The sequence below is a fragment of the Streptomyces sp. NPDC001137 genome (assembly GCF_040298885.1).
Classification (GTDB): Bacteria; Actinomycetota; Actinomycetes; order Streptomycetales; family Streptomycetaceae; genus Streptomyces.
This window is the reverse complement of sequence record NZ_JBEPBA010000036.1, coordinates 52,919-79,216: the sequence shown is the minus strand read 5'-3', so window position 1 is coordinate 79,216 and position 26,298 is coordinate 52,919. Positions and strand designations below refer to the sequence as shown.

At 69.4% G+C, this 26,298-nt stretch carries 19 protein-coding genes and 1 pseudogene; 4 read left to right on the top strand and 16 right to left on the bottom strand.

The genetic code is table 11. The features are described 5' to 3' along the window. Positions 1-121: 121 nt before the first annotated feature. Positions 122-1,657 carry an NCS1 family nucleobase:cation symporter-1 gene (locus tag ABT254_RS42725; RefSeq protein ID WP_351483032.1) on the bottom strand — a complete coding sequence of 512 codons (1,536 nt, stop codon included), beginning with the start codon at positions 1,655-1,657 and terminating at the stop codon, positions 122-124. A gap of 333 nt (positions 1,658-1,990) precedes the next feature. Here ABT254_RS42725 and ABT254_RS42720 point away from each other — a divergent pair. Beyond that, positions 1,991-2,509, top strand: a pseudogene (locus ABT254_RS42720) (aldehyde dehydrogenase family protein); the annotation flags it as partial. Positions 2,510-2,625: 116 nt separating this feature from the next. Here the strand turns inward: ABT254_RS42720 and ABT254_RS42715 are convergent. Beyond that, positions 2,626-5,307: a SpoIIE family protein phosphatase gene (locus ABT254_RS42715; RefSeq protein ID WP_351483030.1), complete on the bottom strand. Its 2,682-nt coding sequence runs from the start codon at positions 5,305-5,307 to the stop codon at positions 2,626-2,628. 475 nt (positions 5,308-5,782) lie between these two features. Between ABT254_RS42715 and ABT254_RS42710 the strand changes: the two genes are divergently transcribed. Next, the gene (locus ABT254_RS42710; protein ID WP_351483028.1) at positions 5,783-6,826 is read left to right on the top strand and encodes a PP2C family protein-serine/threonine phosphatase; all 1,044 of its coding nucleotides are present in this window, start codon (positions 5,783-5,785) and stop codon (positions 6,824-6,826) included. A gap of 495 nt (positions 6,827-7,321) precedes the next feature. Here ABT254_RS42710 and ABT254_RS42705 read toward each other — a convergent pair whose 3' ends face one another. The 4 genes from ABT254_RS42705 to ABT254_RS42690 are packed head-to-tail and all read right to left on the bottom strand — an operon-like array spanning position 7,322 to position 10,899. Next, positions 7,322-8,461, bottom strand: coding sequence for a M20 family metallopeptidase (locus tag ABT254_RS42705; protein ID WP_351483026.1), 1,140 nt, complete (start codon positions 8,459-8,461; stop codon positions 7,322-7,324). After that, complete coding sequence (locus ABT254_RS42700) at positions 8,461-9,135, bottom strand: DUF1028 domain-containing protein (RefSeq protein ID WP_351483024.1); 675 nt, start codon at positions 9,133-9,135, stop codon at positions 8,461-8,463. Before ABT254_RS42700 ends, ABT254_RS42705 begins: the two co-directional genes overlap by 1 nt. After that, the gene (locus tag ABT254_RS42695) at positions 9,132-9,602 is read right to left on the bottom strand and encodes a RidA family protein (RefSeq protein ID WP_351483022.1); all 471 of its coding nucleotides are present in this window, start codon (positions 9,600-9,602) and stop codon (positions 9,132-9,134) included. The genes ABT254_RS42700 and ABT254_RS42695 overlap by 4 nt, the downstream gene beginning before the upstream one ends. A 10-nt stretch (positions 9,603-9,612) precedes the next feature. Continuing rightward, on the bottom strand, positions 9,613-10,899 hold the full coding sequence (locus ABT254_RS42690; RefSeq protein ID WP_351483020.1) for a flavin-containing monooxygenase: 1,287 nt from the start codon (positions 10,897-10,899) through the stop codon (positions 9,613-9,615). Positions 10,900-11,040: 141 nt separating this feature from the next. Here ABT254_RS42690 and ABT254_RS42685 point away from each other — a divergent pair, with 141 nt between their 5' ends. Then, positions 11,041-11,961: a LysR family transcriptional regulator gene (locus tag ABT254_RS42685; RefSeq protein WP_351483019.1), complete on the top strand. Its 921-nt coding sequence runs from the start codon at positions 11,041-11,043 to the stop codon at positions 11,959-11,961. A gap of 100 nt (positions 11,962-12,061) precedes the next feature. Here the strand turns inward: ABT254_RS42685 and ABT254_RS42680 are convergent, their stop codons facing one another. From ABT254_RS42680 to ABT254_RS42645, 8 genes are all read right to left on the bottom strand, one after another. Further along, positions 12,062-13,021, bottom strand: coding sequence for an EamA family transporter (locus ABT254_RS42680; RefSeq protein WP_351483018.1), 960 nt, complete (start codon positions 13,019-13,021; stop codon positions 12,062-12,064). Between the two features lie 31 nt (positions 13,022-13,052). Further along, positions 13,053-13,796, bottom strand: coding sequence for an ABC transporter ATP-binding protein (locus ABT254_RS42675; RefSeq protein WP_351483017.1), 744 nt, complete (start codon positions 13,794-13,796; stop codon positions 13,053-13,055). After that, positions 13,793-14,614, bottom strand: coding sequence for an ABC transporter ATP-binding protein (locus tag ABT254_RS42670; RefSeq protein ID WP_351483015.1), 822 nt, complete (start codon positions 14,612-14,614; stop codon positions 13,793-13,795). Before ABT254_RS42670 ends, ABT254_RS42675 begins: the two co-directional genes overlap by 4 nt. Continuing rightward, positions 14,611-15,921, bottom strand: a complete 1,311-nt coding sequence (locus ABT254_RS42665) for a branched-chain amino acid ABC transporter permease (RefSeq protein ID WP_351483013.1) — start codon at positions 15,919-15,921, stop codon at positions 14,611-14,613. Before ABT254_RS42665 ends, ABT254_RS42670 begins: the two co-directional genes overlap by 4 nt. Before the next feature lie 2 nt (positions 15,922-15,923). Then, positions 15,924-16,970 carry a branched-chain amino acid ABC transporter permease gene (locus tag ABT254_RS42660; protein ID WP_351483011.1) on the bottom strand — a complete coding sequence of 349 codons (1,047 nt, stop codon included), beginning with the start codon at positions 16,968-16,970 and terminating at the stop codon, positions 15,924-15,926. Between the two features lie 106 nt (positions 16,971-17,076). Further along, on the bottom strand, positions 17,077-18,348 hold the full coding sequence (locus ABT254_RS42655) for a branched-chain amino acid ABC transporter substrate-binding protein (RefSeq protein WP_351483009.1): 1,272 nt from the start codon (positions 18,346-18,348) through the stop codon (positions 17,077-17,079). A gap of 465 nt (positions 18,349-18,813) precedes the next feature. Further along, positions 18,814-19,677 (bottom strand): urea carboxylase-associated family protein, encoded by an 864-nt coding sequence (locus ABT254_RS42650; protein ID WP_351483007.1) that lies wholly within the window; start codon positions 19,675-19,677, stop codon positions 18,814-18,816. Further along, positions 19,674-20,351: a GntR family transcriptional regulator gene (locus ABT254_RS42645; RefSeq protein ID WP_351483006.1), complete on the bottom strand. Its 678-nt coding sequence runs from the start codon at positions 20,349-20,351 to the stop codon at positions 19,674-19,676. Before ABT254_RS42645 ends, ABT254_RS42650 begins: the two co-directional genes overlap by 4 nt. Positions 20,352-20,486: 135 nt before the next feature. On the opposite strand from ABT254_RS42645, the gene speB reads away from it, so the two are divergent. Beyond that, positions 20,487-21,428, top strand: a complete 942-nt coding sequence (gene speB / locus ABT254_RS42640; protein WP_351483004.1) for an agmatinase — start codon at positions 20,487-20,489, stop codon at positions 21,426-21,428. Positions 21,429-21,916: 488 nt separating this feature from the next. Here the strand turns inward: speB and ABT254_RS42635 are convergent, their stop codons facing one another. Next, on the bottom strand, positions 21,917-23,350 hold the full coding sequence (locus ABT254_RS42635) for a glycoside hydrolase family 43 protein (protein WP_351483002.1): 1,434 nt from the start codon (positions 23,348-23,350) through the stop codon (positions 21,917-21,919). 644 nt (positions 23,351-23,994) lie between these two features. After that, positions 23,995-26,265 carry an MMPL family transporter gene (locus ABT254_RS42630; RefSeq protein WP_351483000.1) on the bottom strand — a complete coding sequence of 757 codons (2,271 nt, stop codon included), beginning with the start codon at positions 26,263-26,265 and terminating at the stop codon, positions 23,995-23,997. Between the last annotated feature and the right edge of the window lie 33 nt (positions 26,266-26,298).

The window sequence follows — 26,298 nt, the reverse complement described above, 5'->3', positions numbered from 1 at the left end:
CGCCACCCCCACCCCCCCCCCGTCGGGGTCGCGGTTCTAGTCTGGGGTTTCGGGGGGCTCGGCGGTCGGGTGGCCGCGCTGGCGCCCGCCCTCGCCGCATGATGTGTGCTGCCCGCGTTGTCTACGATTCGGTGGCGGCGATCGTCTGCCCGTGCGCGGTTGGAGCGTCGGCGGTTCGGGCGGTGAGCGGGCTCTTGCCTCTGCTGAGGGCGAGGTAGATCACTCCGGCGACGGCGACGCCGATGAACCAGGAGTACGGGCCCAGGTTCTCCCCGTATCCGGACGGGCCGTAGACGGGCAGGATGCTGGAGAAGACCGAGCCCACCGCGGCGGCCACGAGCGCCCGGACGTTCCAGCCGCCCTGGAAGCGGAACTCCCCGTCCTCCTGGTAGAGCGCGGGCACGTTCAGCTGGGTCTTCCTGATGAGGTAGTAGTCGACGACGAGCACGCCGAAGAGCGGGCCCATCGTCGAGCCGATGGCGTTGACGAAGCTGGGGGCGTTGTCCCAGGGGTGCAGCGGGTAGAGCAGCAGCGCGATGACGGCGGCGATCAGGCCGCCGCGTCGGAAGGTCACGTACTTCGGTGCCACGTTGGCGAAGTCGAAGGCGGGGCTGACGAAGTTGGCGACGACGTTGATGCCGAGGGTGGCGACGGCGAAGGTCAGGGCGGCGAGCAGGACGAGGGTCGCGCTGTCGAACTTGGCGGATATCTTGGCCGGTTCGAGGATGACCTCCCCGTACACCTTGCTGGCGGCGGCTGTGGTGATGGCCGCGACGAGGGAGAAGAGGATCAGGTTGACGGGCAGGCCCCAGATGTTGCCCTTCTTCAGGGTTTTCACGTCGGGGGTGAAGCGGGCGAAGTCGCCGAAGTTGAGGAACAGGGCCGCGAAGTAGGTGACCCAGGTGGCGGCTATCGCGGCGATCGCGGCGAACGAGCCGGGGCTGACGTCGAGTCCGGTGGCGCTCTTGGCGAGCGCGCCCAGGTCCTTGGCCGGCATGTCGACCGAGAAGGACAGCGCGCCGGCCTTCACGGACAGCGCGATCGCCAGCACCAGCATCATCAGCCAGACCGCGGGTCCGGCGAAGTCCTGGAAGCGGCGCACCGTCTCCATGCCCTTGCTGATGATGAGCAGCTGGGCGGCCCAGACGCCGAGGTAGCACAGCACTTCGAGGCCGCTGTGGTCGAAGAGATGAGTGGTCTCGTGCAGGTGCCTGGGGCCGTCGTAGCGGACGAGGAAGGCGACGATGGCGCCGGCCGCCGCGCTGGTCTGGGCGCCGTACCAGAAGGTGGCGACCACGGCCCGGGCGAGCGCCGGCACGTTGGCGCCGAAGGTGCCGAACGAGGCGCGGGCGAGGACGGGATAGGGGACGCCGGTCTTGACGCCCGCCCTGCCCATGAGGGTCATCAGCCAGTAGATGACCAGCGAGCCCACGGCGATACCGATGAGGAACTTGAGGGTGTTGCCCGCGACGAGGAACAGACTGGCGGCCAGGAAGTAGCCGTACAGACTGTGTACGTCCGAGGTCCAGACGTTGAAGATGCTGAAGGCGCCCCACTTGCGCTCGGTGGCCGGGGCGAGATCCTCGTTGTAGAGACGAGGGGAATACCCCGGCGGGGTGACCGTTCTGTCCGCGTCCGCGCTGTCCGTCGCCGTCATGTGGTGCTCCTTGGTGCTGGCTGCGACATTTGCCTCCGGCATCGCACCGGATGGTTGAGGCGTCAGACAACGGCCTGTGTATTGCCCCCGGATGCCTGGCACGTAACGGACTCGTCAACGGAAAATACTTTCCAGTTCTGGCCTTGCACGACCCACCACGCGGGGCCTGGTCGCCGACGGCACCCTCCTCACCCCCGCGGGCGGCGATGAGGACGGTCACTCGGCTCGGTGCGGGCGCAAGGAGGACGTACCCGACGATTCGTCAGCTAGCTGAGGACGACTATGACGAGGGGACTCGGGACATCAGCGAAACCGCGAAGGACGCGGACGCAGATGGCGAAACTCCGGTTCCTTCGCCTACAGCTGCCCTCGCACTCCACGGACGTGCTCGCCCTCTCCGGCCGCACCGCCGAGGACATCAACCCCTACACCGGCGAGGTCTGAGCAACCGTCGCGGCGGCTGGCCCGGAGGACGTGACCCGGGCCGTGGGCGCTGCGCTGCCGACGCGGCTTTCACCGAATGGGCCACGGTCACCCCGTTCGCCCGTCGCGCGATCTTCCTCAAGGCAGCGGAGCTGCTGGACCCACGTGCCGAACAGGTAGCCGAGAACGGGCCCACGAGGCCGGCGCGGTGCGGTGCTCAGCGCTCGGGGCGAAGGCGCGCTGGGTCTGGTCGTGCGGGAACCGCTGGGCGTGGTCGCGGCGTTCGCGCCGTGGAACGCCCCGGTCATCCTCGGTGTCCGGGCCGTGGCGGCACCGCTGGCCGCCGGCAACACCGTGGTCGTCAAGCCGAGCGAGGACGCGCCGATCGCGTGCGGGTTGCTCGTCGCGGACGTGCTGCGTGAGGCGGGAGCAGCGGCACGCGGTCGAGTGCGGGATCGACCGCCTCAAGCGCCACCGGGCCGTAGCCACGAGGTATGACGAGCTCGCGGTCCGCTACGAGGAGACCGTGCTGGTCGCCCCGGTCCTTACATCAGGGGATCCCCGAACTGCTCGAGGAGCGCGTCGGCCGACGTATCGTCCGCGGGACCGGACGCGCCGTCCTGCAGGATCTGCTCCGCCCAGATGACCTTGCCGCGGGACGTGTACCGCGTCCCCCACCGCTGTGCGAACTGCGCCACGAGGAACAGCCCGCGCCCGCCCTCGTCCGTGGTCGCCGCCCGACGCAGGCGCGGAGAGGTGCTGGAGCCGTCCGACACCTCACAGATCAGATTGCGTCCGCGCAGCAGGCGCACCTTCACAGGTGGTGATCCGTAGCGGATGGCGTTCGTGACCAGCTCGCTGAGGATCAGCTCCGTGGTGAACGCGGTCTCGTCCAGCCCCCAGTCGCTCAGAACCGTCCTGCACTGGGCCCGCACCGAGGGCACCACCGCCGTGTCCGGGGGCACATCCCACTCGGCCACCGAAGAGGACGGGATCCGCCGGGTCCGCGCCGCGAGCAGTGCGATGTCGTCCGAGAGCCGGGTCGGCTTCAACGCCCCGATCACGGCTTGGCAGGTCTCCTCCGGAGTGCGTTCCCCGGCCCCGGCTCCGCCCAGCGCCCGGCGCAGCTCTTCGAGACCGGCGTCGATGTCGCGGGCAGTGTTCTTGACCAGCCCGTCGGTGTACAGGATCAGCTGGGAGCCCTCCGCCAGGTGCACGTCGGCGGTTTCGAAGGGGTAGCCGCCGAGGCCGAACGGGGGTGAGGCCGGCACCTCGGGGCAGACGACCGTCCCGTCCGGGTTCACCACCACGGGGCCGGGATGCCCCGCACGGGCCATCGTGCACATCCCTGTCACCGGGTCGTAGATGGCATACAGACACGTCGCTCCGGTCAACCCCGTCCCCTCCTGGTCGTCGGGGGCAGAGCTGGAGTCGTCCTCGTCGTCCAGGCGGGCGACCAGATCGTCCAGCTTCCCGAGGACCTCGTCGACGGGGAGGTCCAGCGTGGCGAAGTTGTGCACGGCGACGCGCAGCCGGCCCATCGTCGCCGAGGCGTGCAGCCCATGGCCGACGACATCGCCTATCACCAGCGCGACCCGTCCGCCCGGCAGCGGAATGACGTCGAACCAGTCCCCGCCCACTCCCGCCTCCGACGGCAGGTACCGCCAGGCCACTTCCAGGGCGTCCTGCTCCGGCTGGCCCCGCGGCAGCAGACTGCGCTGCAGCGTCACCGTCATCGCGTGCTCGCGGGTGAATCTCCGGGCGTTGTCGATGGCCACCGCAGCCCGCGCGCCGAGCTCTTCCGCGAAGGCCACGTCCTCCGGCTCGAACGCGGGCGAGCCCTCCGTCCGGTAGAAGTGCGCGAGGCCCAGGGGCACCCCGCGCGCCCGCAGCGGCATGGTCACCAGGGAGTGCAATCCGAGTTCCAGAGCCCTTCGAGCGCGTTCCGGATCCTGTTCCTGCCAGCCGTGGGCCTGCCGCAGGTCCGCCTCCAGGACGCCCCGGCTCTGTTCCAGCGCCAGCATCTGCGGAGTCTCGGGAGAGAATGTGATCACTTCACCCAGCCGGTACACCGGCAGCATCCGCTGATCTCCGCTGATCGCGGACCGCAGCAGGTGGCGCCAGCCCTTCGTCGTCGGCTCAGAGCCGCGCACCACCGAATCCAGCAGATCCACCGCGACGACGTCGGCGAACCGGGGCACCGCCACGTCGGCGAGCTCCTGGGCCGTGCGCTCCACATCCAGCGTCGTCCCGATCCGCATCCCCGCCTCGTACAGCAGCTTCAGCTGCCCCAGCGCCACCTCGGCCCGCCCCGACACCACCGCCAGCTCCGTGGTGTCCCGCAACGTCACCACGCTGCCCGCGTCGTCGGCTTCCGGGAACGTGGGCCGCTTGTTCACAGCCAGCAACCGGTCGTTGGCGAGGTAGACCTCGTCGGTGACCTTCTCCGGTGATGCGAGCACGCGCGCCATCTGCTCGGGAAGCCCCAGTTCCCGCACGTCCCGCCCTTGTGCGTCGGCCGGCAGACCCAGTAGCCGCTTCGCCTCTTCGTTGGCCAGCAGCAGCTGCCGGTCCTCGCCGGTGATCAGAACCCCCTCCCGTACCGCGTGCAGCACGGCTTGGTGGTGCTCGTACAGCCGCGCCAGCTCCGCCGGGGCCAGGCCATGTGTCTGCCGCAGCAGTCGCCGGGACACCGCGGTCGTCCCTGCCGCGGCCAGCACCAGCATGATCGCGCCGACGCCCAGGACGATCGGCAGCTGTGGCATCCACAGTCGGGCCACGTTCGTGACGGTGATCCCCGCAGAAACCAGGCCGACGATCCGGCCGCGCGCATCGGTCACCGGGACGATGGCCTGGATGGCCGTCCCCTTGCCCGCCGGCAGAGGCGGACCGCCCGCCTGTTCGACGACGGTACGGCCTTCGAGCGCCGGCTCGATGGTGCCGACGAACTTCTTGCCGATCTCCGAGGGGTAGGGATACGTGTACCGGACTCCGTCCGTGTTCATGACGACGATGAAGTCCATGCCTGCCCGCCGGCGCGCCTGCTCGGCTCGCGGTTGCAGCACAGCGGTCGGGTCCCGGCTGCGCAGCGCCAGGCTCACACCGGGGGCGCTGGCGAACGACTGGGCGGCCACCACCGACTCCCGACGCCCCTGCCGCACAGCGTCGCGCGCCGCCTGCAGCATGATGCACGCCACCGCGACCACCACCAGCAGCAGCACGATCATGCTCTGAACGAGGAACACCTGCCCTGCCGCGGTGCGCGGGCTCAGTACGGACAGGCGCCGAGTACGCCGGCCACCGTCGGGCGGTGGACGTGAGGTCCGCAATCGGCTGGGAAATCCCTCCATACACCCTTGATAACACCGCTGCGCAGACCTGGGATGACTGACGACGCCTGTACGGAGAGGGTGAACCCGCGGCGGGACGAGTAACCGGAGGGCGGTGAGGGGGGACAGCCCGAGCCGCGCGGCGGGTGCGGGGTCTCAGTTGCGGCGGGCCAGGCCCGGCGCGGCCTTCCGTCGGCCGGATGGTGACCCAATCCACCGCACGTGTCTGATCAACCAGGACTGAGCCGCGTCGTCCATCCGAGCCCTATGTCTGGTTCCTATCGTTATGATGCATTTTGTGATCGGGTTTGGGTGGCCGTGGCGTCGGCATCCTCTCCGCGGCGGCCGGTGGGGAGCGGCCACGCTGTCACCGGTGATCCTCACCGCCCTCATCACCGTTCTGGCGTTCTCCACCCCACGGCAGATCGCCTTCAGCCGCCTCCTCCCCACCGCTCCCGCTCTCGCCGCCGCCATGTGGCCCGTGCTTCCCACGCTCCTGCTCGGACTGTTCTGCCTCCTGGTCATGATCGGTCTCGGCTTCGTCTACACCGACCTGGGAACGCCGTACACGTCGGCGGCCATCATCGCGGTCACCCTGGCGGCCGCCTACGCCAGCCATGTCCGGCTGCAGCGCGAGGAGACGCTGTTCCACGTTCGGCTTGTCGCCGAGGCCGCCCAGGAAGTGCTGCTGCGACCTCTGCCGCGCTGTATGAACAACATCGAGATCGAGGCCCTGTACCTGGCGGCCCAGGAGGAGGCGCGGATCGGTGGCGACTTCTACGAGGCGGCCGACACGCCGTACGGGATCCGGCTCCTCATCGGCGACGTGCGCGGCAAGGGCCTGTCCGCGGTCGGAGCGGCCTCCGCGCTGATCAGCTGCTTCAGGGAGGCCGCATACGACGAGCCCGATCTCAGCGGCATCATTCATCGCCTGGAGGTCACCATCACTCGTCACAGTGCCGCGTTCCCCCTCCTGGACCGGCCGGAGCACTTCGCCACCGCCCTCGTCACCGAGATCCCCCAGGACGGCGGCCAGGTCAGAATCCTCAGCTGCGGGCACCCCCCACCCCTGCTCGTCCACCAGGGGAAGACCCGGCTGCTGGAAGCCACCACCCCCTCGCCGCCGCTCAACCTGACGACGCTCGTCGGCGAGCACCACCGCGTGGACGCCTTCGACTTCACCCCCGGCGACCAACTGCTCCTGTACACCGATGGGGTGACGGAGGCCCGGGACCGCAACGGCACGTTCTTCCCTCTGCCGGACTGGACGCAGCAGCAGGGCGAAACGCCGCCCCGCGAGCTGCTCGACCGGCTTCATGCGGCCCTGCTCCACTACAGCGGAGGAAAGCTCGACGACGACGTCGCTGCCCTTGTCGTGCGCTGCCCGGACACCTGGGCCGGCGAGTACCGCCTGTAGGCCTCGCCGAGGCGGCGAACCGACATGCGAGGCCGATGGCTGAGGCGTTCCTGCGAGGGACGACGGCCTGCGGGCTCTGTGAAGCGGGAGCCCGGCAGCGGGGTTGATCCCCGGTCTACCGACGGTCAGGGAGCGAGAAAGGTGGCCCTGTCGCCGAGGGGGAGTCGCGCCCCGCATTTACCCGACATCGGGGCTGCCCCTGTTCGTGACCCACCCCCTGCTGGTAGGCCGTCGACAAGTCCGCTTCGAGGGCCTCCCTACCGGTCAACTCCATCAGGCCGGCAGCTTCTACGCCGCACAGACCACCGCTACAGCGATCGACGCGACGCTGACGGCCGACAGATGTCCCAGCGCGCATTCGAACCCGACCTCGTCACCCTTGTGCAGGCAGCCGAGGCCCTGGGCGGCAGAGAGTGACACGGCCCGCAACGCGATCGCCGACCTCGCCCGGACGCTTACCGGTTTGTGATGTGGAAGGTGTGCAGTACCCGGCCGTCATCGCGGCAGGGCCGCAGCGCTGCGGTCCACGCCGGTCCAGGCCAGCGCGAGTGCTCCGTCGAGCAGGGCGCTCTGTGCCGTCCCGCCCACGCAGTGAGCGGCGAACTCGTGCTGGTGGTTGGTGGCGGGCAGGGAGCCGATGCCGATGTAGGGGTGGATGGCGGGCACCATCTGCGAGATGTTGCCCATGTCGGTGGAGGCACGGTTCATCCGTGCGGCCTGGCCGGGTGGTGCGAACTCCCGCCCCAGGGCGAGGGCGTTGAGACGGTAGTGGCTGAGGGCGGTCTCGTCCGTGCGGAACTCCGCGTACGGCTTGCTCTCCGGCTCGATCTCCAGGTCGCAGCCGGTGGCGAGGGCCCCCGCCTCGAAAGCCCGCATGACGCGCGGCTCCAGCTCGGCCAGTTCGGCGAGCGTCTCGGCCCTGACGTACCAGCGTCCGGTCGACCGTTCCGGGATGGCGTTCGGGGCGTCACCGGCGTGCGTCACCACGCCGTGCACGCGCGCCGAGGCCGGCAACTGCTGGCGCAGCAGTCCGATGGCGACCTGGGCCACGGTGAAGGCGTCGGCCGCGTTGATCCCTGTCTCCGGATAGGCGGCCGCGTGCGCGGACTTCCCGGTGTAGGAGATCCTCGAGTGGCTGACCGCGAACGGGCGGGCTTCGGCGACGTCGACCGGCGCCGGGTGCACCATCATCGCGAGGTCGACGCCGGCGAAGGCACCCCGGTCCAGCATCTCGATCTTTCCACCGCCGCCCTCCTCGGCCGGGGTGCCGTAGACCTCCACGGTCAGGCCGGCGTCGTCGGCGACGGCGGCCAGCCCCAGCGCGGCGCCGACGGAACTCGCCGCGATGAGGTTGTGCCCGCACGCGTGACCGAGGCCGGGCAGCGCGTCGTACTCGGCGCACAACGCGATCCGGACGGGCCCGCTGCCGAACCGGGCGAGGAAGGCCGTGTCCAGGCCCAGGTAGGACGAGGTGACGTCGAATCCGGCGCGGTCCAGCAGCTCCGGTACGGCGGCGGCAGCCCGGTGCTCCTCCCAGGCGGTCTCCGGGTCGGCGTGCAGCCGCTCGGAGAGCCCGATCAGTTCCTCGGCATGACGGTCGACCGTCTTCCGGGCGGCCTCTTTCACCGCGCTCATCACAGGTCTCCCGGGACGCCGTACGAAGGGGAGGCGGCGGGATCGAGACCGCGCCGCACGTAGTCGTCCCGCTGGGGCAGCCAGACGTCGAGGAGATCGCCGAGCCTGTCCACGGGGTCCTCGGCCCAGTCCACCCGCAGGTCGGTCACCCGCCAGCCCACGTCCGCGACGACCGCCACACCCGCGGAGTACACCGGACCCTCCTCACCACCGGCCGCGACGGCGGCCTTCATCGCGGTGAGCAGCCGCTCCTCCAACTCGCCCGTGGCAGCGGCGTACGCGTCGAGGAGGACGCCGGGGATGTGCTCGCCGGAGAGCATGTTGCCGGCCGCCACCGCACCGTCCGCACTGGCCCAGGCGTGCTTGCCCAAGGTGTGCGCACCGCTGTAGGCGAACCCGGGCCCGGAGCGCCCCAGCACGGTCAACTGGCGGTAGGCGATGGTGTTCGCGTTCCGCGCCGCACCCGTCACGTCGGCCAGGGCGCGTTCCGGGTCGCCGTGGTCCGCCAGCCGCTCCAGGAGGCTGGTGCCCAGCGTGGGGTCGGTGATGTTCTGCGAGGTCGCCGCGCCGATGCCGGGCCGTAGATGGGCGACCCGTGCGGCGACCGCCGGACTCGAGGAGCCGGCCGCGATGCCGAACCGCTCTCCGTCGCGGACCACCAGGGAGAACGTCATGCCCGCTCCCCCTCGGGGATCACGGCGATGGCGTCGATCTCGCACAGCCACTCCGGGCGGGCCAGGGCCGACACCACCAGGCCGGTGGAGATCGGGTGGACGCCCTTGGTCCAGCGGCCCACGGTGCGGTACACCGCCTCGCGGTAACGCGGGTCGATCAGGTAGATGGTCAGCTTGACCAGGTGCTCCATCCGGCTGCCCGCCTCTTCGAGCAGCATCTTGATGTTCGCCATGGCCTGCTCGGCCTGGGCCTCGGCGTCGCCGATGCCCACGGACTCGCTGGTGGCGAGGTCCTGGCCGATCTGGCCGCGCACGTACACCGTGTTGCCGGCCACGACGGCCTGGCAGAGGTCGTTGTCCAGGTTCTGCTCGGGATAGGTGTCGCGCGTGTTGAACGGCCGGATCCGGGTGTGCCCGCCGGTGACGATCGGGGCCTTCGGCTCGCGGTCCTCGTTCGTGGAGGTCATCGCCCGCTCCTCAGTTCTTCCGGGTCGCCTGTGCGGCGACGGGCTGGTCGGTGGTGCCGTACGCGAGGTATCCGCGCCGGGTCGCGATGTGGTCGGCGACGTACCGGGCGTCGTGCCAGACGCCCCAGATGAAGCTCGAACCGCGACGGGACAGCCAGGGCAGGCCCAGGAAGTAGACGCCCGGCTCCGAGGACACCCCGCGGCGCTGGTTCGGCCTGCCCTTCTCGTCGAACGCGTCGACGTCCAGCCAGCTGTAGTCGGTGGCGAAGCCCGTGGCCCAGACGATCGAGGTGACGCCGGCCTCGGCCAGGTCGAGCTCCAGGCGGGGGTCGGTCACGCATTGCGGGTCCGGCCCGAGGACGTGCGCCTGCGGCTCCTCGGGGAGGTCGAGCCCGTTACGGTCGATGTACGCGTCGGCGGCCCGCAGAAGTCCGAGGTACTTGGCGTCGCCGAGCGCGATGTTCGTGGCGAGGTCAGGCGCGAAGCGCAGTATGCCGTCACCGTAGGAAGCGGTCAGGCCGACGAGTTCGACACCCGTGTCGGCCAGAGCGCGGAAGTCCACGGTGTGGCCGCCGCGGGCGCCGCTGACCGCGATGGTGACGTGCTCGGCTCCCCGGGCGGGCGTCTGTGCGTCCCAGAGCCCGAGCACGCCGAGCCACCAGCAGAAGTCACGTCCGCGGTACGCGCGGGGAGGACGGTCGTGCGGGCCGACGGAGAGGAAGACCCGGCGACCGGACCGGCGCAGCTCGTCGGCGATCTGGACACCGGAAGAACCCGCGCCGACCACGAGGACCGCGCCCGCGGGGAGTTGGCCCGGGTTGCGGTATCCGCTGGAGTGGATCTGCACGGGTACCGCACCGTCGGGGACGAGGGGCGGAATCACGGGCCGCTGGAAGGGGCCGGTCGCGGCCACGACGAAGCGTGCGTCGATGGAGCCCTCCGACGTCTCGACCCGGAAGCCGGGTCGGCCGGTGTGCTTGTGCACCGAGGTCACCTCGACACCGCACCTGATCGGAGCGCCGATCTTCTCGGCGTACGCGACGAAGTAGTCGGCAACCTGTTCCTTCGAAGCGAAGGCGTCGGGGGCGAGGTCGGGGAACTCCATCCCCGGGAACCGGTCGTGCCAGGCGGGTCCGTTCGCGACCAGCGAGTCCCACCGCTGCGAGCGCCATCGCTCGGCTATCCGGTGCCGCTCCAGGACGAGGTGCGGTATGCCGAGGGCTCTCAGGTGCTCACTCATCGCGACGCCTGCCTGGCCGGCTCCGACGACGACTACCTCGGTCTCTTCACTCGGCAAGTCGGCCTCCCCTCGGGCGGCAGCCCGTCTTGGTGTCGCGGTGCGGCCGCACGAAACATCCTCGGTGGCGGGTAGATTTCTGTCGAACAGATGTTTTCGGTATGAGTCATCTGATTCATAGATGCGAGAGGTGGCTGCGGCATGACGGCACCGGTCGGTTTCACGCTTGTTCAGCTGCGCTACTTCGTCGTCGCGGCGGAGGCGGGCTCCATGACCGCCGCCGCGGAGCAGCTGCACATCGCCCAGTCCGCGGTCTCCACGGCCGTCTCCAACCTGGAGCGCGACCTGCGGGTGCAGTTGTTCATCCGTCGGCGGGCCAAGGGTCTGACCCTCACGTCGGCGGGGGAGCGGATGCTCCATCAGGCGCGGGAACTGCTCGGCCACGCCCGTGAAGTGGCGGAGGAGGCGCGCGGTACGGGCGCCGTGCTGACCGGCACGGTGAGCCTGGGCTGTTTCCTGACACTGGCCCCGACCCTGCTGCCCCCGCTGTTCACCGTGTGCGCCGAACGCCACCCGGACCTCGAGATCTCCGTGCTGGAGGCCGAGGCCGAGGAACTCGCGTCGGCACTGCGGGGCGGGCGGATCGACTTCGCCCTCACCTACGACCTCGGACTCGACGGCGAGTTCGTCCGTGAGCCCCTCGCCGCAGCCCCGGCCTACGCGATCGTCGCGCCGGAGCACCGGCTGGCCGACCGTGGTGCTGTCGACCTCGCGGAGCTGGCGGACGACCCCCTGGTCCTCCTCGACCTGCCGCACAGCCGCGACTACTTCCGGTCCCTCGTCGGCGCGACCGGAACCAGCCCCGACGTGCGCTACCGCACGCGCAGTTACGAGACCGTGCGCTCCCTGGTCGCTCAGGGCCACGGCTACTCGGTGCTCAATCAGCGCCCCGCCACCGATCAGACCTATGCGGGCGGCGCCGTGGTCTGTCTGGACCTGACCAACGACTACCCACCCCTGGAGGTGGTGCTCGCCCGCCTCGACGGGGTTCGGCAGTCCGCGCGGGCGCGAGCGCTGATGGAGGTGGTGCGCGACGTCGTGGCGGGCGCCGGTCGCCATTGAGCGCTGGATCTTGTCCGGTAGTTCGGCGCTTCCCTGAGCGCCTCCGCCTGGCCGCGGGACAAGAAGAGGATGTCCTCCGGCATGTGCTTTCGCTTCCTCCTCAGGGTGCGCCGCGTCGGCGCCCCGCGGCGTACCTTCGGCGCACGGACGGCGCGGCGACCGGTCCCGGGTCCGCGTCCTTGTCCGACGCGTCGGGCGCGACCGTGGCGCCGAGTGCCACGCCGCCCGCGACCAGCAGGCTTCCCGTCAGCTGTCCGACACCGAACGTTCCCGTACCCGCCAGGGGTGCTGTCAGCGCGGCCGAGACCGGGATCAGCCCGGACAGCAGGGCCATTCCCACCGCTCCGATCCGGTGGACGGCCCCGAACCACAGCACGATTCCGACGACCGTCACGGCGACGATCTGCCACGCCAGTGCCGCCGTCTCCACTCCGTCGGGCATTCTCATCCATGCCCGGCCGTCCACGGCCGATCCCAGCACCGCCGCCTCCACCGAGGCGATCGCGCAGGCGCAGGTGGTGAGGAGCAACGGTCCCAGGACCCTGAGCACCGGTACCACGAACAGGGCCATGACCACTTCCCCGGCCATCGCCACCAGGGACCAGACCAGGCCGGCTGCGTCCGTCCGCCCCAACCCCTGGACCACCGCCGCCCCGGCCGCCACCACCAGCGCTCCGCCGACCACGCGGCCGGAGGGGCGCCGGGACTCCATCAGCGGCGCCAGGATCGCCACCACGACCGGCGTACACCCCACGACGACGCCCGGAACGGCCGGCTCCGCCGTGCGCTCGGCGGAGAGCACCGCCACGTTGAAGCCGACCAGGCCCGCCGCCGTCACCCCGGTGAGCCGCACCCACAGCCGTGGGGTCAGCCGCCGGACCGGTGCCCAGTTGCGCCGCACACAGAACACGGCCAGCAACAGGAACCCCAGGGCGTAGCGGACCGCCTGCCCGCCCAGGAACGGATAGTGCGCCATCCTGCTGCTCGCCACGAAGGAGACGCCGACCAGGACGGCGGAGACGGCACCCATCAGCACGCCGAGTCGGTGCGCTCGCGTCATGGACGGCATCTCCTTCACGCGAGCGCCTCCCTCAGCCGCCGAGATACGCCTTGACGATCTCCTCGTCCTCGGCCAACTCGTCTGCGGGACCGTGAAGTTTCAGCGCACCGGACTCCAGGACGTAGGCGCGGTCCGCGACTTCGAGTGCGGCCAGCGCGTTCTGTTCCACCAGCAGGACCGTGGTGCCCTGCTCGCGGATCCGGACGATGGTTTCGAAGATGACGTCGACGAGCACCGGAGCGAGGCCCATGGAAGGCTCGTCGAGCAGGAGCAGTCGCGGCTTCGCCATCATCGCCCGTCCGACGGCGAGCATCTGCTGCTCACCGCCGGACATGGTGCCGGCCTGCTGGTGGAGCCGTTCCCGGAGCCGGGGGAAGAGTTCCAGGATCTTCTCCCGGTCCTCGGCGATCCCTTCTTTGTCCTTGCGCAGGAACGCGCCCATGTCGAGATTCTCGTCGACGGTCATCCGGGGGAAGATGCGCCGCCCTTCCGGGGAGTGGGCGATGCCACGTCGGACGACTTCGTGATCGGGCACGCCGTTGAGCTTGCGGCCCTGGAAGGTCATCGTGCCGCCCCGGACGGGCACGAGGCCCGAGATCGCCCGCAGGGTGGTGGACTTGCCCGCGCCGTTCGAACCGATCAGAGTGACGATCTCGCCCGGGTAGACGGTCAGCGAGAGGCCCTTCACCGCGGCGATGTTGCCGTAGTAGACGTGGATCTCGTCGAGTTCGAGCATCGGTTCGCGCGTGTCGATCACGCCGCCTGCGCCGCTCATGTGGTCTTGCCCCTTCCGGACTTGCCGAGGTACGCCTCGATGACCCGGGTGTCGGACCTGATGTCGTCCGGGCCGCCCTCGGCGATCTTCTCTCCCCTGTCGAGCACGGTGATCCGGTCGGAGACCTGCATGACGACGCTCATGTCGTGCTCGATGAGCAGGACCGAGAGGTCCTTCTCGGCCCGCACGCGCTGGACGAACTCGGCGAACCGGCCCGACTCCTGGGGGTTCATGCCGGCGCTCGGCTCGTCCAGGAGCAGGACCGTCGGGTCCAGCGCGAGCGCCCGTGCGACCTCCAGCCGCCGCTGGTCGCCGTAGGACAGATTGCGTGCGTACTCGCCCGCGACCTTGCCGATGCCGACGAAGTCCAGCAACTCCCGGGCGGTGTCCTGGGCTTGCTTCTCCTCGCGGCGCTGCCGTCGGGTGCGCACGATCGTGTGGAAGGGGCCCGACTTCAGCTTGGAGTGCATGGCGACCTTGATGTTCTCCTCGGCCGTCATCAGTCCGAAGAGCCGGATGTTCTGGAACGTACGGGCCATGCCGAGGGCGGCGATGCGGTGCGGTACGAGATTGGTGATGTCCTTGTCGCCCAGGACCACCCGTCCGCTGGTCGCCCGGTACAGGCCCGTCAGTACGTTGAAGAACGTCGTCTTGCCCGCGCCGTTGGGCCCGATCAGGCTCACCACGGACTGCTCCGGGATGGTGAAGCTGACGTCGTTGACGGCGACGAGGCCGCCGAACTTCACGGTGATGCGGTCGGCGTGCAGTTTTACGCCGGTGACGGCGTCCTGCGGTGCCGTGGGTGAGGTCGTCGTCATGCCTTCTCTCCCAGTCCGTCGGCCACCACGGTCTTCTCCGGCCCGTCGGCCACGGCGGTCTCCTGCGATGCGTCGGACACGACGGTCTGCAGCGGTTCGTCCAACTCGGGGGCGGGCGCCTCCAGATCGGCGTGCAGCGACTCCATGTCGGTCCGGCTGGGTTCGTGCAGCACCAGCCTGGTCCGCGACTCGGGCAGGATGCCCTCGCGGCGGAACAGCATCATCAGCACGAGGATGCCGCCGAACAGCAGGTAGTTGTACGACGGGAAGTTGATGTTCGTCCCGAACTGCTCGTTGAAGGACGTCCCGAACTGGGGCAGGCCGGTCGAGTTGACCCAGGCGAGGACGAGGGCGCCGAGCATGACCCCCCAGACGTTGCCCATGCCGCCGAGCACGACCATCGCCAGCAGGGTGATGGAGATCGAGAAGTTGAACCGGTCGGGCAGCACGCCTCCGACATGCGTGGCGAAGGCGACGCCCGCCAGGCCTCCCGCCACCGCGCCGACGGCATAGGCCGAGAGCTTGGTGCGCATGAGCGGCACGCCCATCATGCTCGCGGCGAGCTCGTCCTCACGGATGGCCAGCCAGGCGCGGCCGAGCCGGCCCTCGCGCAGCCGCAGTGAGATGAAGACGACGACGGCGGCGATCCCCACGAAGATCAGGTACTTCCACACCAGGTCGAACGGCCCGAGTTTGGTGGAGCCGACGCCGATCGGGTCGACCGGCGTGATGCCCTTGGTGCCGTTCGTCAGGTTGAAGCCGCCGATGTCGTCGCCGTTGGTGAAGACCTGCGGGATGATCTCGCCGAAACCGAGCGTCACCAGCGCGAGGTAGTCGCTCTTCAGCCGAAGGGTGGGTGCGCCGATGATCACGCCCCACAGTGCGCAGAACGCACCGGCGACGAGGAGCACCAGCCAGAAACTGACGTGGATACCCGGGACGGTGCCCAGAGATCCGCCGAAGACATGGACGTTGACCTGGTAGAAGAAGCTGGACATCAGCCAGCCGGCGGTGTAGCCGCCCAGCGCCCAGAAGGCGACGAAGCCCAGGTCCAGCAGACCGGCGTAACCGACCACGATGTTCAGACCGAGCGCGCAGATCACCCAGACCAGCGCCTCGTTGACCGAGGTGAGCGGCAGCCAGTTGCGGAAGAACGTCTGGCCGTCGGGACCCAGGTTCGGGATCACGTAGTAGTACGCCAGGAACACCAGGAGCGCAGCCGCGGTGTACCCGAGCGGCCAGCGCATACGGTGCGGTATGGCCAGGCCCGGCTTCCGCCGTGCCCGGCTCGGAGCCTCGGAAGCCATGGCTACACCTTCTCCGTGGTCGGTCGGCCCAGCAGGCCTTCGGGTTTGAAGACCATCAGCAGGATGAGGATGGTGAAGACGACGCTCTGGGACCACCGCTGTCCGAACCCGTAGGGCAGACCGTCGTTGAAACCCTGGATGACGCCGATGAGCAGCCCGCCGAGCACGGCGCCGGTGATGTTGCCGATGCCGCCGAGGACCGCGGAGGTGAAGGCGATGAGTCCCATCTGGTACCCCAGGTTGTACGCCGTGGTGCCCACGACCTGCTGGTACATGACGCCCGCGGTACCGGCCAGCGCCCCGCCGAGCAGGAACGTGAAGGAGATGGTCCGGTTCACGTTGACGCCCATCAGCCGGGCGGCGTCCTGGTCCTGGGCCACGGCCCGCATCGCCTTGCCCTGCCTGGTGCTGGTGACCACCCACCTCAGCAGCAACAGGACCGGCACGGTCACCGCGACGACGGCCAGCAGGCTGTAGTCGACCCTGAAGCCGCCGATCCCGAAGTCGCCTTCGGGCAGAACGGAAGGCCATTGCTTGGGCGTCGACCCGTTCCACTTCAGGCCGACGAACTGCAGCATGAAGCTCATACCGACCGCGGTGATCAGCGGGGCCAGCTTGGGAGCCCGCCGCAGGCGCCGGTAGGCCACGAACTCCAGGGTCACGTTGACGCCGCCGCAGAAGGCCATGGTGGCGACGAGCGTGACGAGGAAGAGCACCCAGCCGAGGAGGTTCGACTGGTCCGCGCCCATGACCGTGGTCAGCAGAAACCCGCTGAAGAGGGCTCCGAGCATGAACAGGTCGCCGTGAGCGAAGTTGATCAGCTCGATGATGCCGTAGACGAGCGTGTACCCGAGCGCTATGAGCGCGTAGAGCATCCCGTTGCTGAATCCTTCGGCGCCCGCCGAGAAGAACTGTGACGGTGAGTGGATCAGGTTGACGGCCAGCCAGACGACGACGCCGAGCAGGATGACGTACGTGGCATAGCGTTGGAAGACCGCCTTGCGGTCGATCGTGGAGGGCGCCACGACGCTGGTGGCAGTTGCTGCCATGAAGGTCCTCGCGAGGGGTTGGGCTGACGATGTGGAGGGCCGGCCGCGAAGCCGGTCGGGGGCGGGCGGCACCCGGTCGGATGCCGCCCGCCCCGCGGGCCTCAGGTCAGCTGGTGACGGGCCACGGCTTCAGGAAGTTCTCGGTGTTGTTCTTGACGTTGATCACCGAGATGTCCAGGACGTCGACGTCACCGGTCTTCGGGGAGATGGTGAGCTTCTTGCCCACGGCCGACACGTCGGCCGGGATGCTGATCCCGCTGCCCGAGAACACCTGGTCCCGGATGCTCTTGCGGGTCCCGTCGGATCCCTCGATCGCCTTCAGGATCACCTGCAGGGCCTCCACCGCGTACAGGGCGTAGTTGGTGGCCGGATCGGAACCGTACTTCTTCTTGTAGGCGTCGAGCAGCTTCGCGCCGACGCCGCCCTGCTCGCGCAGGGTCGTGGTGGTCAAGCCCGCGAAGGTGAGGTACGAACCCTGGGCCTGCGCCAGCTTGTCGAAGTCCGGGTAACCGCTGAAGCCGTCGGGGGCGATGAGCTTCACCTTGGAGTTGTCACCGAGGACCTTGACCTTGTCCTTGACCAGCTGGCCGCCGTTGTTGTCGAAGATGCCGCCGAGGTAGACGCAGTCCGGGTTCGTCGCCTTGATGCTGGTGAACAGCGCTGTGTAGTTGGGCTGCTTGAGGTCCCAGGCCTGGTTGCCGAGTACCTTGATGCCCTGCTTCTTCGCCTCGTCCGCGAACGCCTTGGCGACACCCTGACCGTAGGTCTGGTTGTCATTGAGGACGTAGCACTTCTTGACGCCCAGGTCCTTGGCGGCGAACTGGGCTCCCGCCGCACCCTGGTAGTCGTCGGTCGCAATGACACGGGCGTAATTGCGCTTTCCGGACGGGAAATACTTCTCCGGCTCGCCCGGGTCCCAAGCCTTTGTCAGACCGGGGTTGGTGTTCGCGTGGGACACCATCAGCATGGGGCCCTTCGGGTCCTGGTTCAGAACCGGTACCTCGATCTTCGCGCAACCGGAGTTGTAGGTGCCCATGACCGCGACCTCTTCGGTGTTGGCCACGTGGTCCTGCGCGTTCTTGGCGCATGTCGCGTCGTCCCAGGCGCCCTTGGCGGCCGTCGAGTCGTCGTAGACCTTCAGCTTCACCTTGTACTTCCCGGCTTTGCCGCCTATCTGGTTCAGGTAGAGCTGCATCGCGTTGACCGTCGACTCGGACGCGTCCTTCGACGCTCCCTGGAGCGGCAGGTCCACACCGATGACGAGCGTGCCTCCGCTCGACGAGCTGTCGTCGGAGCTGCCCGAGGCATTGCCTCCGCAGGCGCTCACTGCGAGCCCGGTCACCGCGACCATGGCGAAAATCTTGGCTGATCTGAACATCCCACTCCTCATCACCGCAGGTAGGGTGGAATTTGGAGTGCCAGTGTTACGGGAGAACACCTTCCATTGTTCTCATTGTGTTTCGGAATTGAACTGTGACCGTACTGCGAAGTAAGCAGAGGGCACGCCAAAGGAAGGGCCCAGCAGGCGGATTGGGTCGCTTTGGTCCCGCCATCCACCTGGCAGCAGTGAATTCGCGCTACGCAGCTGTCAATGCTGCCGAAATACTGTGCGCGAACCGGATAACGAGTTCTTTCGCGGCGGCGACTCCGCGGCGCCTCACGTGAGGGGAGGAGCTGAGCAGTTCGTCGAGCGCCTCGACCCGACTGTGGTCCCAAGCGCGGCCTGCCACAGCTTGTGGCAGCGGACAGTAGGGAATCGACCTAAAGCTGTCAATCCTTGACATCCCTCTTCCCGCCCGTCTCGGTTGCCGTGGCACAGCGCGGGAAGGAGCGGGCCGGATGGTCAGGACGGCGCACCGATATCGCTCCATTCCGGCCGCCGGATGCCGTGCAGATTGCGGTAGGCGGCCCGGGCCGGCGGGGTCCAGCCGTCCAGCAGGGCGGGGTCGGGGCGGTAGACCTCGACGCCGAGGGGGCGGCAGACGTCCAGGGGGTCGCGGGCGTCGGGGCCCCACAAGGGGACCGACAAGTCACCGCCGGGGCAGGTGGACAGGGCGCACAGCAGGTCGGTCTCGGCGAAGAACTCGAAGTAGTCGCCCTCGCGCGCGGGGCAGTCCTTCATGAAGTACTGGTCGTCGGCGTTGAGCCCGGTGCACTGGAAGACGTTCAGCACGTCGTGCACGTCGAACTCGGTGAGGCCGTACGGAAGGACGGCCCGTACGAGGTTCGAGTGGCAGTGGAAGTCGAAGTCCTCGCCGGTGAGCATCCGGTTGACGTACGGGTCGCAGCGTGTGCCCAGCAGGTCGTGCACGCGGCCGCCGTCGGCGTCGACACCGTAGTCGGCGAGGCTGTCGGCGGTGACCGTGAACAGGGGCCGCAGGAAAGGCAGGTTGGACCACACCCGGTCGTACGTGGAGATGTGCGCCCGCTGGAGCTGGCGGGTCCGGGCGGCCCACATGCGTTCGCGCGGGTCGTTGAGGTTCCACACGTTGAGGTCACCGACCTGCGGTCCCTCGATGGTGACGATGCGGCACAGGTGCCCCTGGGGGACGGTCCAGGCACGGCCGGAGCGGATCGGTATCTCGAAGGCCTCCACCGGTTCATGGCGTACGCCCGCGAAGCGGTCGTAGAAGTCCCGGTCGACGCCGAGGGCGCCGCCCTCGGTCGCCCGGTAGGCGGCTGCGGCCTTGGACGGCTGCGAGGTCATGGGGGCGTGCCTTTCGTCCGGGAATCCGCGCGCACGGCGTCCAGCACCTGGCGTTCGGAGTCGTCGAGGTAGAGCCTCAGGGCATCCTTCGCGTCCTGGCGGCGACCGCTGCGTACGAGATCGCAGATTTCGCGATCACGGGCCACCCATGGCGCCTGGTATGCCGCCTCGTCGGCCATGACGGCGAAGGCCAGCCTGAGTTGGGCGACGATGACGCGGAAGAACGCGTCCGTGCGGTGGCTGCCCAGCAGGGCGACCAGGGCCTGATGGAAGCGCAGGGAGGACGTGCCGACCTCGTTCCACGCCTCGGCGGTGACCGCGGCCTCCGCCGCCGCGACCGTCGCCTCCAGCGCGTCGAGCAACGGCTCGGCTGCCAACGGGCTTTCATCGACGGCGGCGAGCTCGATGGCGCGGCGCGCGATGAAGATGTCCCGCACGTCCGTCGCCGAGAGCGTCGTCACCGCTGTGCCCTTGTGCAGTTGCTGCACCACCAGGCCCTCGTCGTGCAGGGTGCGGAGCGCTTCCCGCAGCGTGTTCCGCGACACCCCGAACTCGGCTGCCAGCGCCACGTCCCGCAGGGGTGTGCCGGGCGGCAGCCGCCCCGCGACGATCCGCTCGCGCAAGGCGTCGGCCACCCCGGCGAAGCGGCCGAGGCCTGTGACGGTGTGCGACATGGCGGCAGGATAGCGCAGGAATGTTGAACAACAACTATGGCGTTACACGGCGGAAACCACTGCCGGGCACCCTGCACATCACCCGATTGTTGAACAGTGCCGGGACGAGACCGCGCCGCTGGACAGGAGTGCCGTATGCCCGACCCGATCCGCCCGGTGTCCGGCACCGACGTCCCCCGCTTCGCCGGATCCGGATCCTTCGCCCGGCTGCCCGAGATCGACCGGGTCGGCGACTACGACGTGGCCGTGCTCGGAGTCCCCTTCGACGCCGGCACCTCGTATCGCCCCGGTGCCCGGTTCGGCCCCATGGCCGTGCGCCAGGCGTCCCGCCATCTCCGCCCCGGACACCACGTCGAGTTGGACACCGCGCCCTTCGACCGGATCCAGGTCGTCGACGCCGGTGACGTCCCGGTCACGCCCTTCTCCATCGACACGGCCCTCGGCCAGATCGAAGGGCACGCCCGGGAGGTCGGGTACGGCGGGCGCAGAGTGCTGGCGATCGGCGGCGACCACACCGTCGCGCTGCCGATGCTGCGCTCGGTGGTACGCGAGCACGGGCCGGTCGCGCTGGTCCACTTCGACGCGCACCTGGACACGTGGGACACGTACTTCGACGCCCCGACGACGCACGGGACCGTCCTCCGCCGCGCCTTCGAGGAGGGGCTGCTGGTCGAGGACCACTCCATCCATGTGGGGATTCGCGGCCCGCTGTACGAGCGGGCGGACATGGACGAGGACAAGCGTCTCGGCTTTTGCACCATCCGGGCGAGCGACCTCGACGACCTCGGCACCGCCGGTACGATCCAGGCCGTCACGGAACGCGTCGACGACCTGCCGGTGTATCTGTCCATCGACATCGACGTACTGGACCCGGCCTTCGCCCCCGGTACGGGCACCCCGGAGTCGGGCGGCCTGACCAGCCGCGAACTGCTGCGTGTGCTACGCGGACTCACGGACGTGCACCTCGTCGGCGCGGACGTGGTGGAGGTGGCCCCGGCGTACGACCACGCCGAGATCACGTCGATCGCCGCGGCCACGGTCCTGTTCGACATCATCTGCCTCATGTCCCGCAGATAGGAAGGCGCGAACCCGCGCTCCCGCATGACGAGGGGTGCCCGGTCCTCGCCTGTTCGTCCCCCAGGGCGTTGGTGATCCTGCGGGCCACCGCTCCCCGGAGCCGAGCGGGTCGCGCGCCGGCTGACCGAGCAGGCGGATGCCGAAAACGGAGCAGACGGCGCCGTCCCGGGCGGCCGGGCAGGTCGAGTCCCGAACGCCGCATCGGCGACGCCGCTCTGCTACTTGCTCGCTCGCACGCGCTGCCGCGGTGTGCGGGACGGTGGTGCGGACCCGTCCCGCGCACCGCGGGATGTCCGGGGCGCAGTCCCGGACGGCTGCTGATGTGCGGTGGCGTCAGCCGAGTTTCCACTGCTGGTGGCTTTGTCCGGTGCAGTGAGCCAACTGGTGTCCTCGGCCTTGGTGCCGCCATTAGGGCTGTGCGGACGTGGGGGGGTGACGCCTCCGTGTCGGCGGCGACCTGGAGGCGCCGGCGCTGCTGGCGATGCGGGTCAGTTCGTCACGCGGAAGGTGGCGTCGCTGCGGGCTGTCGCGGTGGTGATCGGGTCGAGCTTCAGGTAGTAGGCGTAGTGGCGGATGTAGTGGTCGGGGTGGTTGTACGACTGGAACGACGACCAGGTGGAGTCGGCGAGCCCGGCGACCTTGCGGAAGGTGGCGTCCGCGGCGAACTGGCTGCTGCCGTCGTTGTGGGCGAGCTGGAAGTCGTAGTTGGCGTGGCGCAGGAAGTAGCCGGGGTAGTTGACCGACTCGAAGGAGACGGTGCCGGTGCCGGCGAGGCCGGGGCGCAGCCGGAACTGTGAGTCGTCGACGGGGGTGACGTTCGGATCGATGCGTACGTCGAAGTTGGTGTGGCGTACGTAGCGGTCCTGGAAGTTGTACGACTGGAGCCGCTGCGCGGGGGTGTTGGGCCAGCGGGCGAGGACGCGGCTCTCCTCGGCGGCCGTGAGGTTCATGATCCAGCCGTGGCGCTTTTTGGTGCCGCCCATGTTGTAGCTGGTCGACGCCTGCTTCTGGTAGGCGGCGGGGTTGGAGGGGTCGGTCGTGGTGACGGGCATGTAGCCGCCGTTGGTGGCGTACTGGTCGAGGTAGAGAGCCCACTTGTTGGTGCCGTTGAACTTCATCCACATCGGGCCCTCGACCATGGACCCGGTCAGGCCGATGCCGGAGAGATCGCCGAGTTTGGTCCAGGTGCCGAGGATGGAGTTGCTGCCTTCGAGGGTGATCTGTCCGTCGCCGGAGGCCCGTACGTAGCGGTAGTTGCCGACGCCTGGGGGCACTTCGATGATCTGGGTGTCGATGATCTCCTGGGTGCCGGGGCGGTCGATGTAGAGCTGGGGGGTGGTGATGGTGCGGAAGTCGCTGGTGTGGGCGGCGAAGATGCGGTGCTTCGTCGCGCCGTTGAAGGGGACGTTCGTGGCCCAGTACAGGACGTAGTCGTTGCTCTCGGGGTCCCAGATCGCTTCGGGTGCCCAGGCGTTGCGGCCGTCGGGGATCGCACCGGCGACGTTCAGCAACCATGGCTGCGACCAGGTGACCAGGTCCGTGGACTCCCACACCACGAGGTTGCGGCTGCCGTTGTTGATGGCGGCGTTCCAGTCCTGCCCGCAGCTGATGCACAGGTCGGTCGCGATGATCCAGTACTTGCTGCCGTCGGGCGACCTCACGAACGCGGGGTCGCGCACGCCCTTCGTACCGACCGTGGAGCGCAGGACCATCCCGCCGCCGTTGAGGTCGTTCCAGTGCAGGCCGTCCGTGCTGTGCGAGAGGTACATCTGCTGGTTGGTCGCCCCCTCCCCGGTGAAGTGCACCATCAGGTAGCCGGGGTCGGCGGCGGCCGCCCGCTGGGGTGTGGTGAGGGCTTGGCCCGTGAAGAGGAGGCAGACGGCGAGCAATATCACCGTCAGCCGGGCGCGGAGCGCAGACATCGGATCTCCTGTTGGGTGCGGGTGCCACCGCCGGGCGGAGGGGGAGCGGGGTGGCGCGGGGAACTTGGTTCGGAGTGGGCGGGACGGGACCCGGGCACCGCGTGGGCCGGAAGGGGGATCCGAACGACGGTGTTTCACCGCTTCGCCCAGGGCGCCGTGGTGACGGCGGGTCAGGGCGTGCGAGCCCGTGCGTCCGTCCAGGTGGGGCGGTTGCGGTGTGGGCCGGTGTCTGTGCTTCTCAGCGCCCGTGAAGGCGTTTCGGGTGGGTGGCGCTTGGGCGGGAAGCCTTCATAACCAACTCGCTGTCCAATCAAGCAGGTTTGCGAAATATCGAACGCCGTTCGCAGGGTCGGGCAGAGGCTAGATCCGGAAAAGAGAGCGCGTCAATACGTCCGACACATCCGATTAACCGAACGTACAAATGAGCGATCCGGCACTCACCCGGCCCCCTGAGTGTGGTGCGCGACCGGAGACGACCAGCGCCACTCAAAGTCCACCAGCGGCATATGGTGGTCCACCTCCTGGGCCTTCCTGAACGGCGGGAGAGCGGGCAGGAAGGCCGGGGTGCGAGCGGTGTGGCGAGGCATCGCCGCCCGATACGGCACGCTCAGGTGCCGGACGCCAAGGGCGGGCAGGGAGTTGACTCAACGGTCAACCAGCCGCGGACGCGGGGCCTCACCCCTGGATTCCGCACCGGCGTCGTCGGTCCCGACCGGGCCGCGGGGAAGCATCCGGTCCAGCCACCTCGGCAGCCACCAGTTGGTCCGGCCGAGGAGTGTCATGGTCGCCGGTACCAGCACCATACGCACGACCGTGGCGTCGATGAAGATCGCGGTGGCCATGCCGAGCCCGAACATTTTTGTGGAGGGGTCCTCGGCGACGGCGAAGGACAGGAAGACCGCCACCATGATGAGGGCGGCCGAGGTGATGATGCGGGCGGTGCCCGAGACGCCCTCGACGATCGCCGTGCCGTTGTCGCCGGTGCGCAGGTACTCCTCGCGTACGCGGGAGAGGAGGAACACCTCGTAGTCCATCGACAGGCCGAACAGGATGGCGAAGAGGAACATCGGGATGAACGACACGATCGGAACCGTCGCTTCCAGCCCGATGAGGGCGCCTCCCCAGCCCCACTGGAAGACCGCGACCATGATGCCGTAGGCCGCGCCGATGCTCAGCAGGTTCAGCAGTACCGCCTTGAGCGGTACGAGTATCGAGCGGAAGACGAGCATCAGCAGCAGGAACGACATCGCCAGCACGGCGGCGACGAGCACCGGCAGGCGCTGGCTGGTGCGTTGGCCCACATCGGACAGGCTCGCGGCGGCGCCGCCGACGTGGGCCCTGGCCGGGCCGTGCCCGATCGCCGTGGGCAGCACGTCGGTGCGCAGCCGGGCGATGGTGTCGGTCGTGGCCTTGTCCTGAGGGCTGGTGGTCGGGAACACCACGAGGGTCGCGATGCCCGTGGCCCGATCGATGTGCGTCGGCGCGACGGATGCGATGCCCGGATCCGCTGCGACTGCCCCGACGAGTCGGTCCAGCACTCCCGGATCACCGGCCGGGTCCGTTGCGATGACGAGGGGACCGTTGGTGCCCGGGCCGAACCCCTCGGCGACGAGGTCGTAGGCGCGGCGCTCGGTACGGCTGTGGGGCAGTGAGCCGTCGTCGGGGAGGCCGACGCGCAGGCCGAGGACGGGCAGCGTCGCGGTCAGCAGCAGCCCCGCCGCGCCGACCGCGTACGGCACCGGGTGCCGGCTGACGTGCCCGATCCAGCGCCGCCACCCGGCGGCCGGGGCGGCGCCCGCCGCCGGGTCCTGCCGGCGTGCGAGTCGGCCCAGCTTCCTGGTGTGCAGAGCCCGGCCGATCCGGCCGGCCCGGGCCAGGCGTGGGCCGGCGAGGCCGAGGAAGGCCGGCAGCAGCGTCACCGACGCGACGACCATGATCAGGACGACGATCGACACGGCGAACCCGCCCACCGTCATGAACGGCACGTTCGCGACCGCCAGGCCGAGGATCGATACGACGACGGTGCCGCCGGCGAAGACCACGGGCCTCCCCGCCGTGGCCACCGCTCGCCCCGCCGCCTCGCGGGGATCGAGCCCGCGCGCGAGGTACTCCCGGTGCCTGGCGAGCACGAACAGCGCGTAGTCGATGCCCACTCCGAGTCCGACCATACTGCCCAGGACAGGGGCGAAGGTCGGGACGTCCGTCACCCCCGCCAGTACCGTCATCGTGGCAACCCCGACGGTCAGCCCGAAGACCGCCATGCCGATCGGCAGCGCGGCGGCGACGAGCGAACCGAACGCCAGGAACAGGATCGCGGCCGCGGCGAGGAGGCCGATCAGCTCGCTCGCGCCGCCGTCGGCGTTGGAGAAGACGTAGAAGAGGTCCCCGCCCATCTCGATGCGCAGGGGCAGTTCGGCGCGCAGCCGGTCGCCGAGGCCGACGAGGGCGTGGAGGTCCTCGGCCGACAGTCGGCTCTGGTCGGGGTACTGGACCCGGACGACCGCGATCCGCCCGTCGGCCGAGACAAGGCCGCCGCGCACGGCCGTGTCGCCGCCCGCGTCGAGTGCCCCCGCCGGGTCGGTCGTGCCGAGCACGTGCGGCAGTCGCCGCACCTGGGTCTGCAGCCGCGTCAGAGCGGTGCGCGCGCTGCCGTCGCCGAAGAACGTCGCACCCCCGTCGAGGGGGGTGACGACCACTTGGGCGGTTATCCCTTCCTGCCCGGTGCCGGCCCGCTCGATCAGTTGCGCGGCCCGTTGGGAGTCCAGTCCCGGAGCGGTCATCGAGTCCGCGGTCCGCCCGCCGAAGGCGATCGCGGCGAGGACGGCGAGCGTGGCGGCGATCAGCCATGCCGCGATCACCCGCCAGGGATGACGGGCGGCGCCTGCGCCCAGGCGCAACAGGGCTTTCGAGAGCATCGGGTCCTCCAACCACCTCGTCGGCCGTCCTTG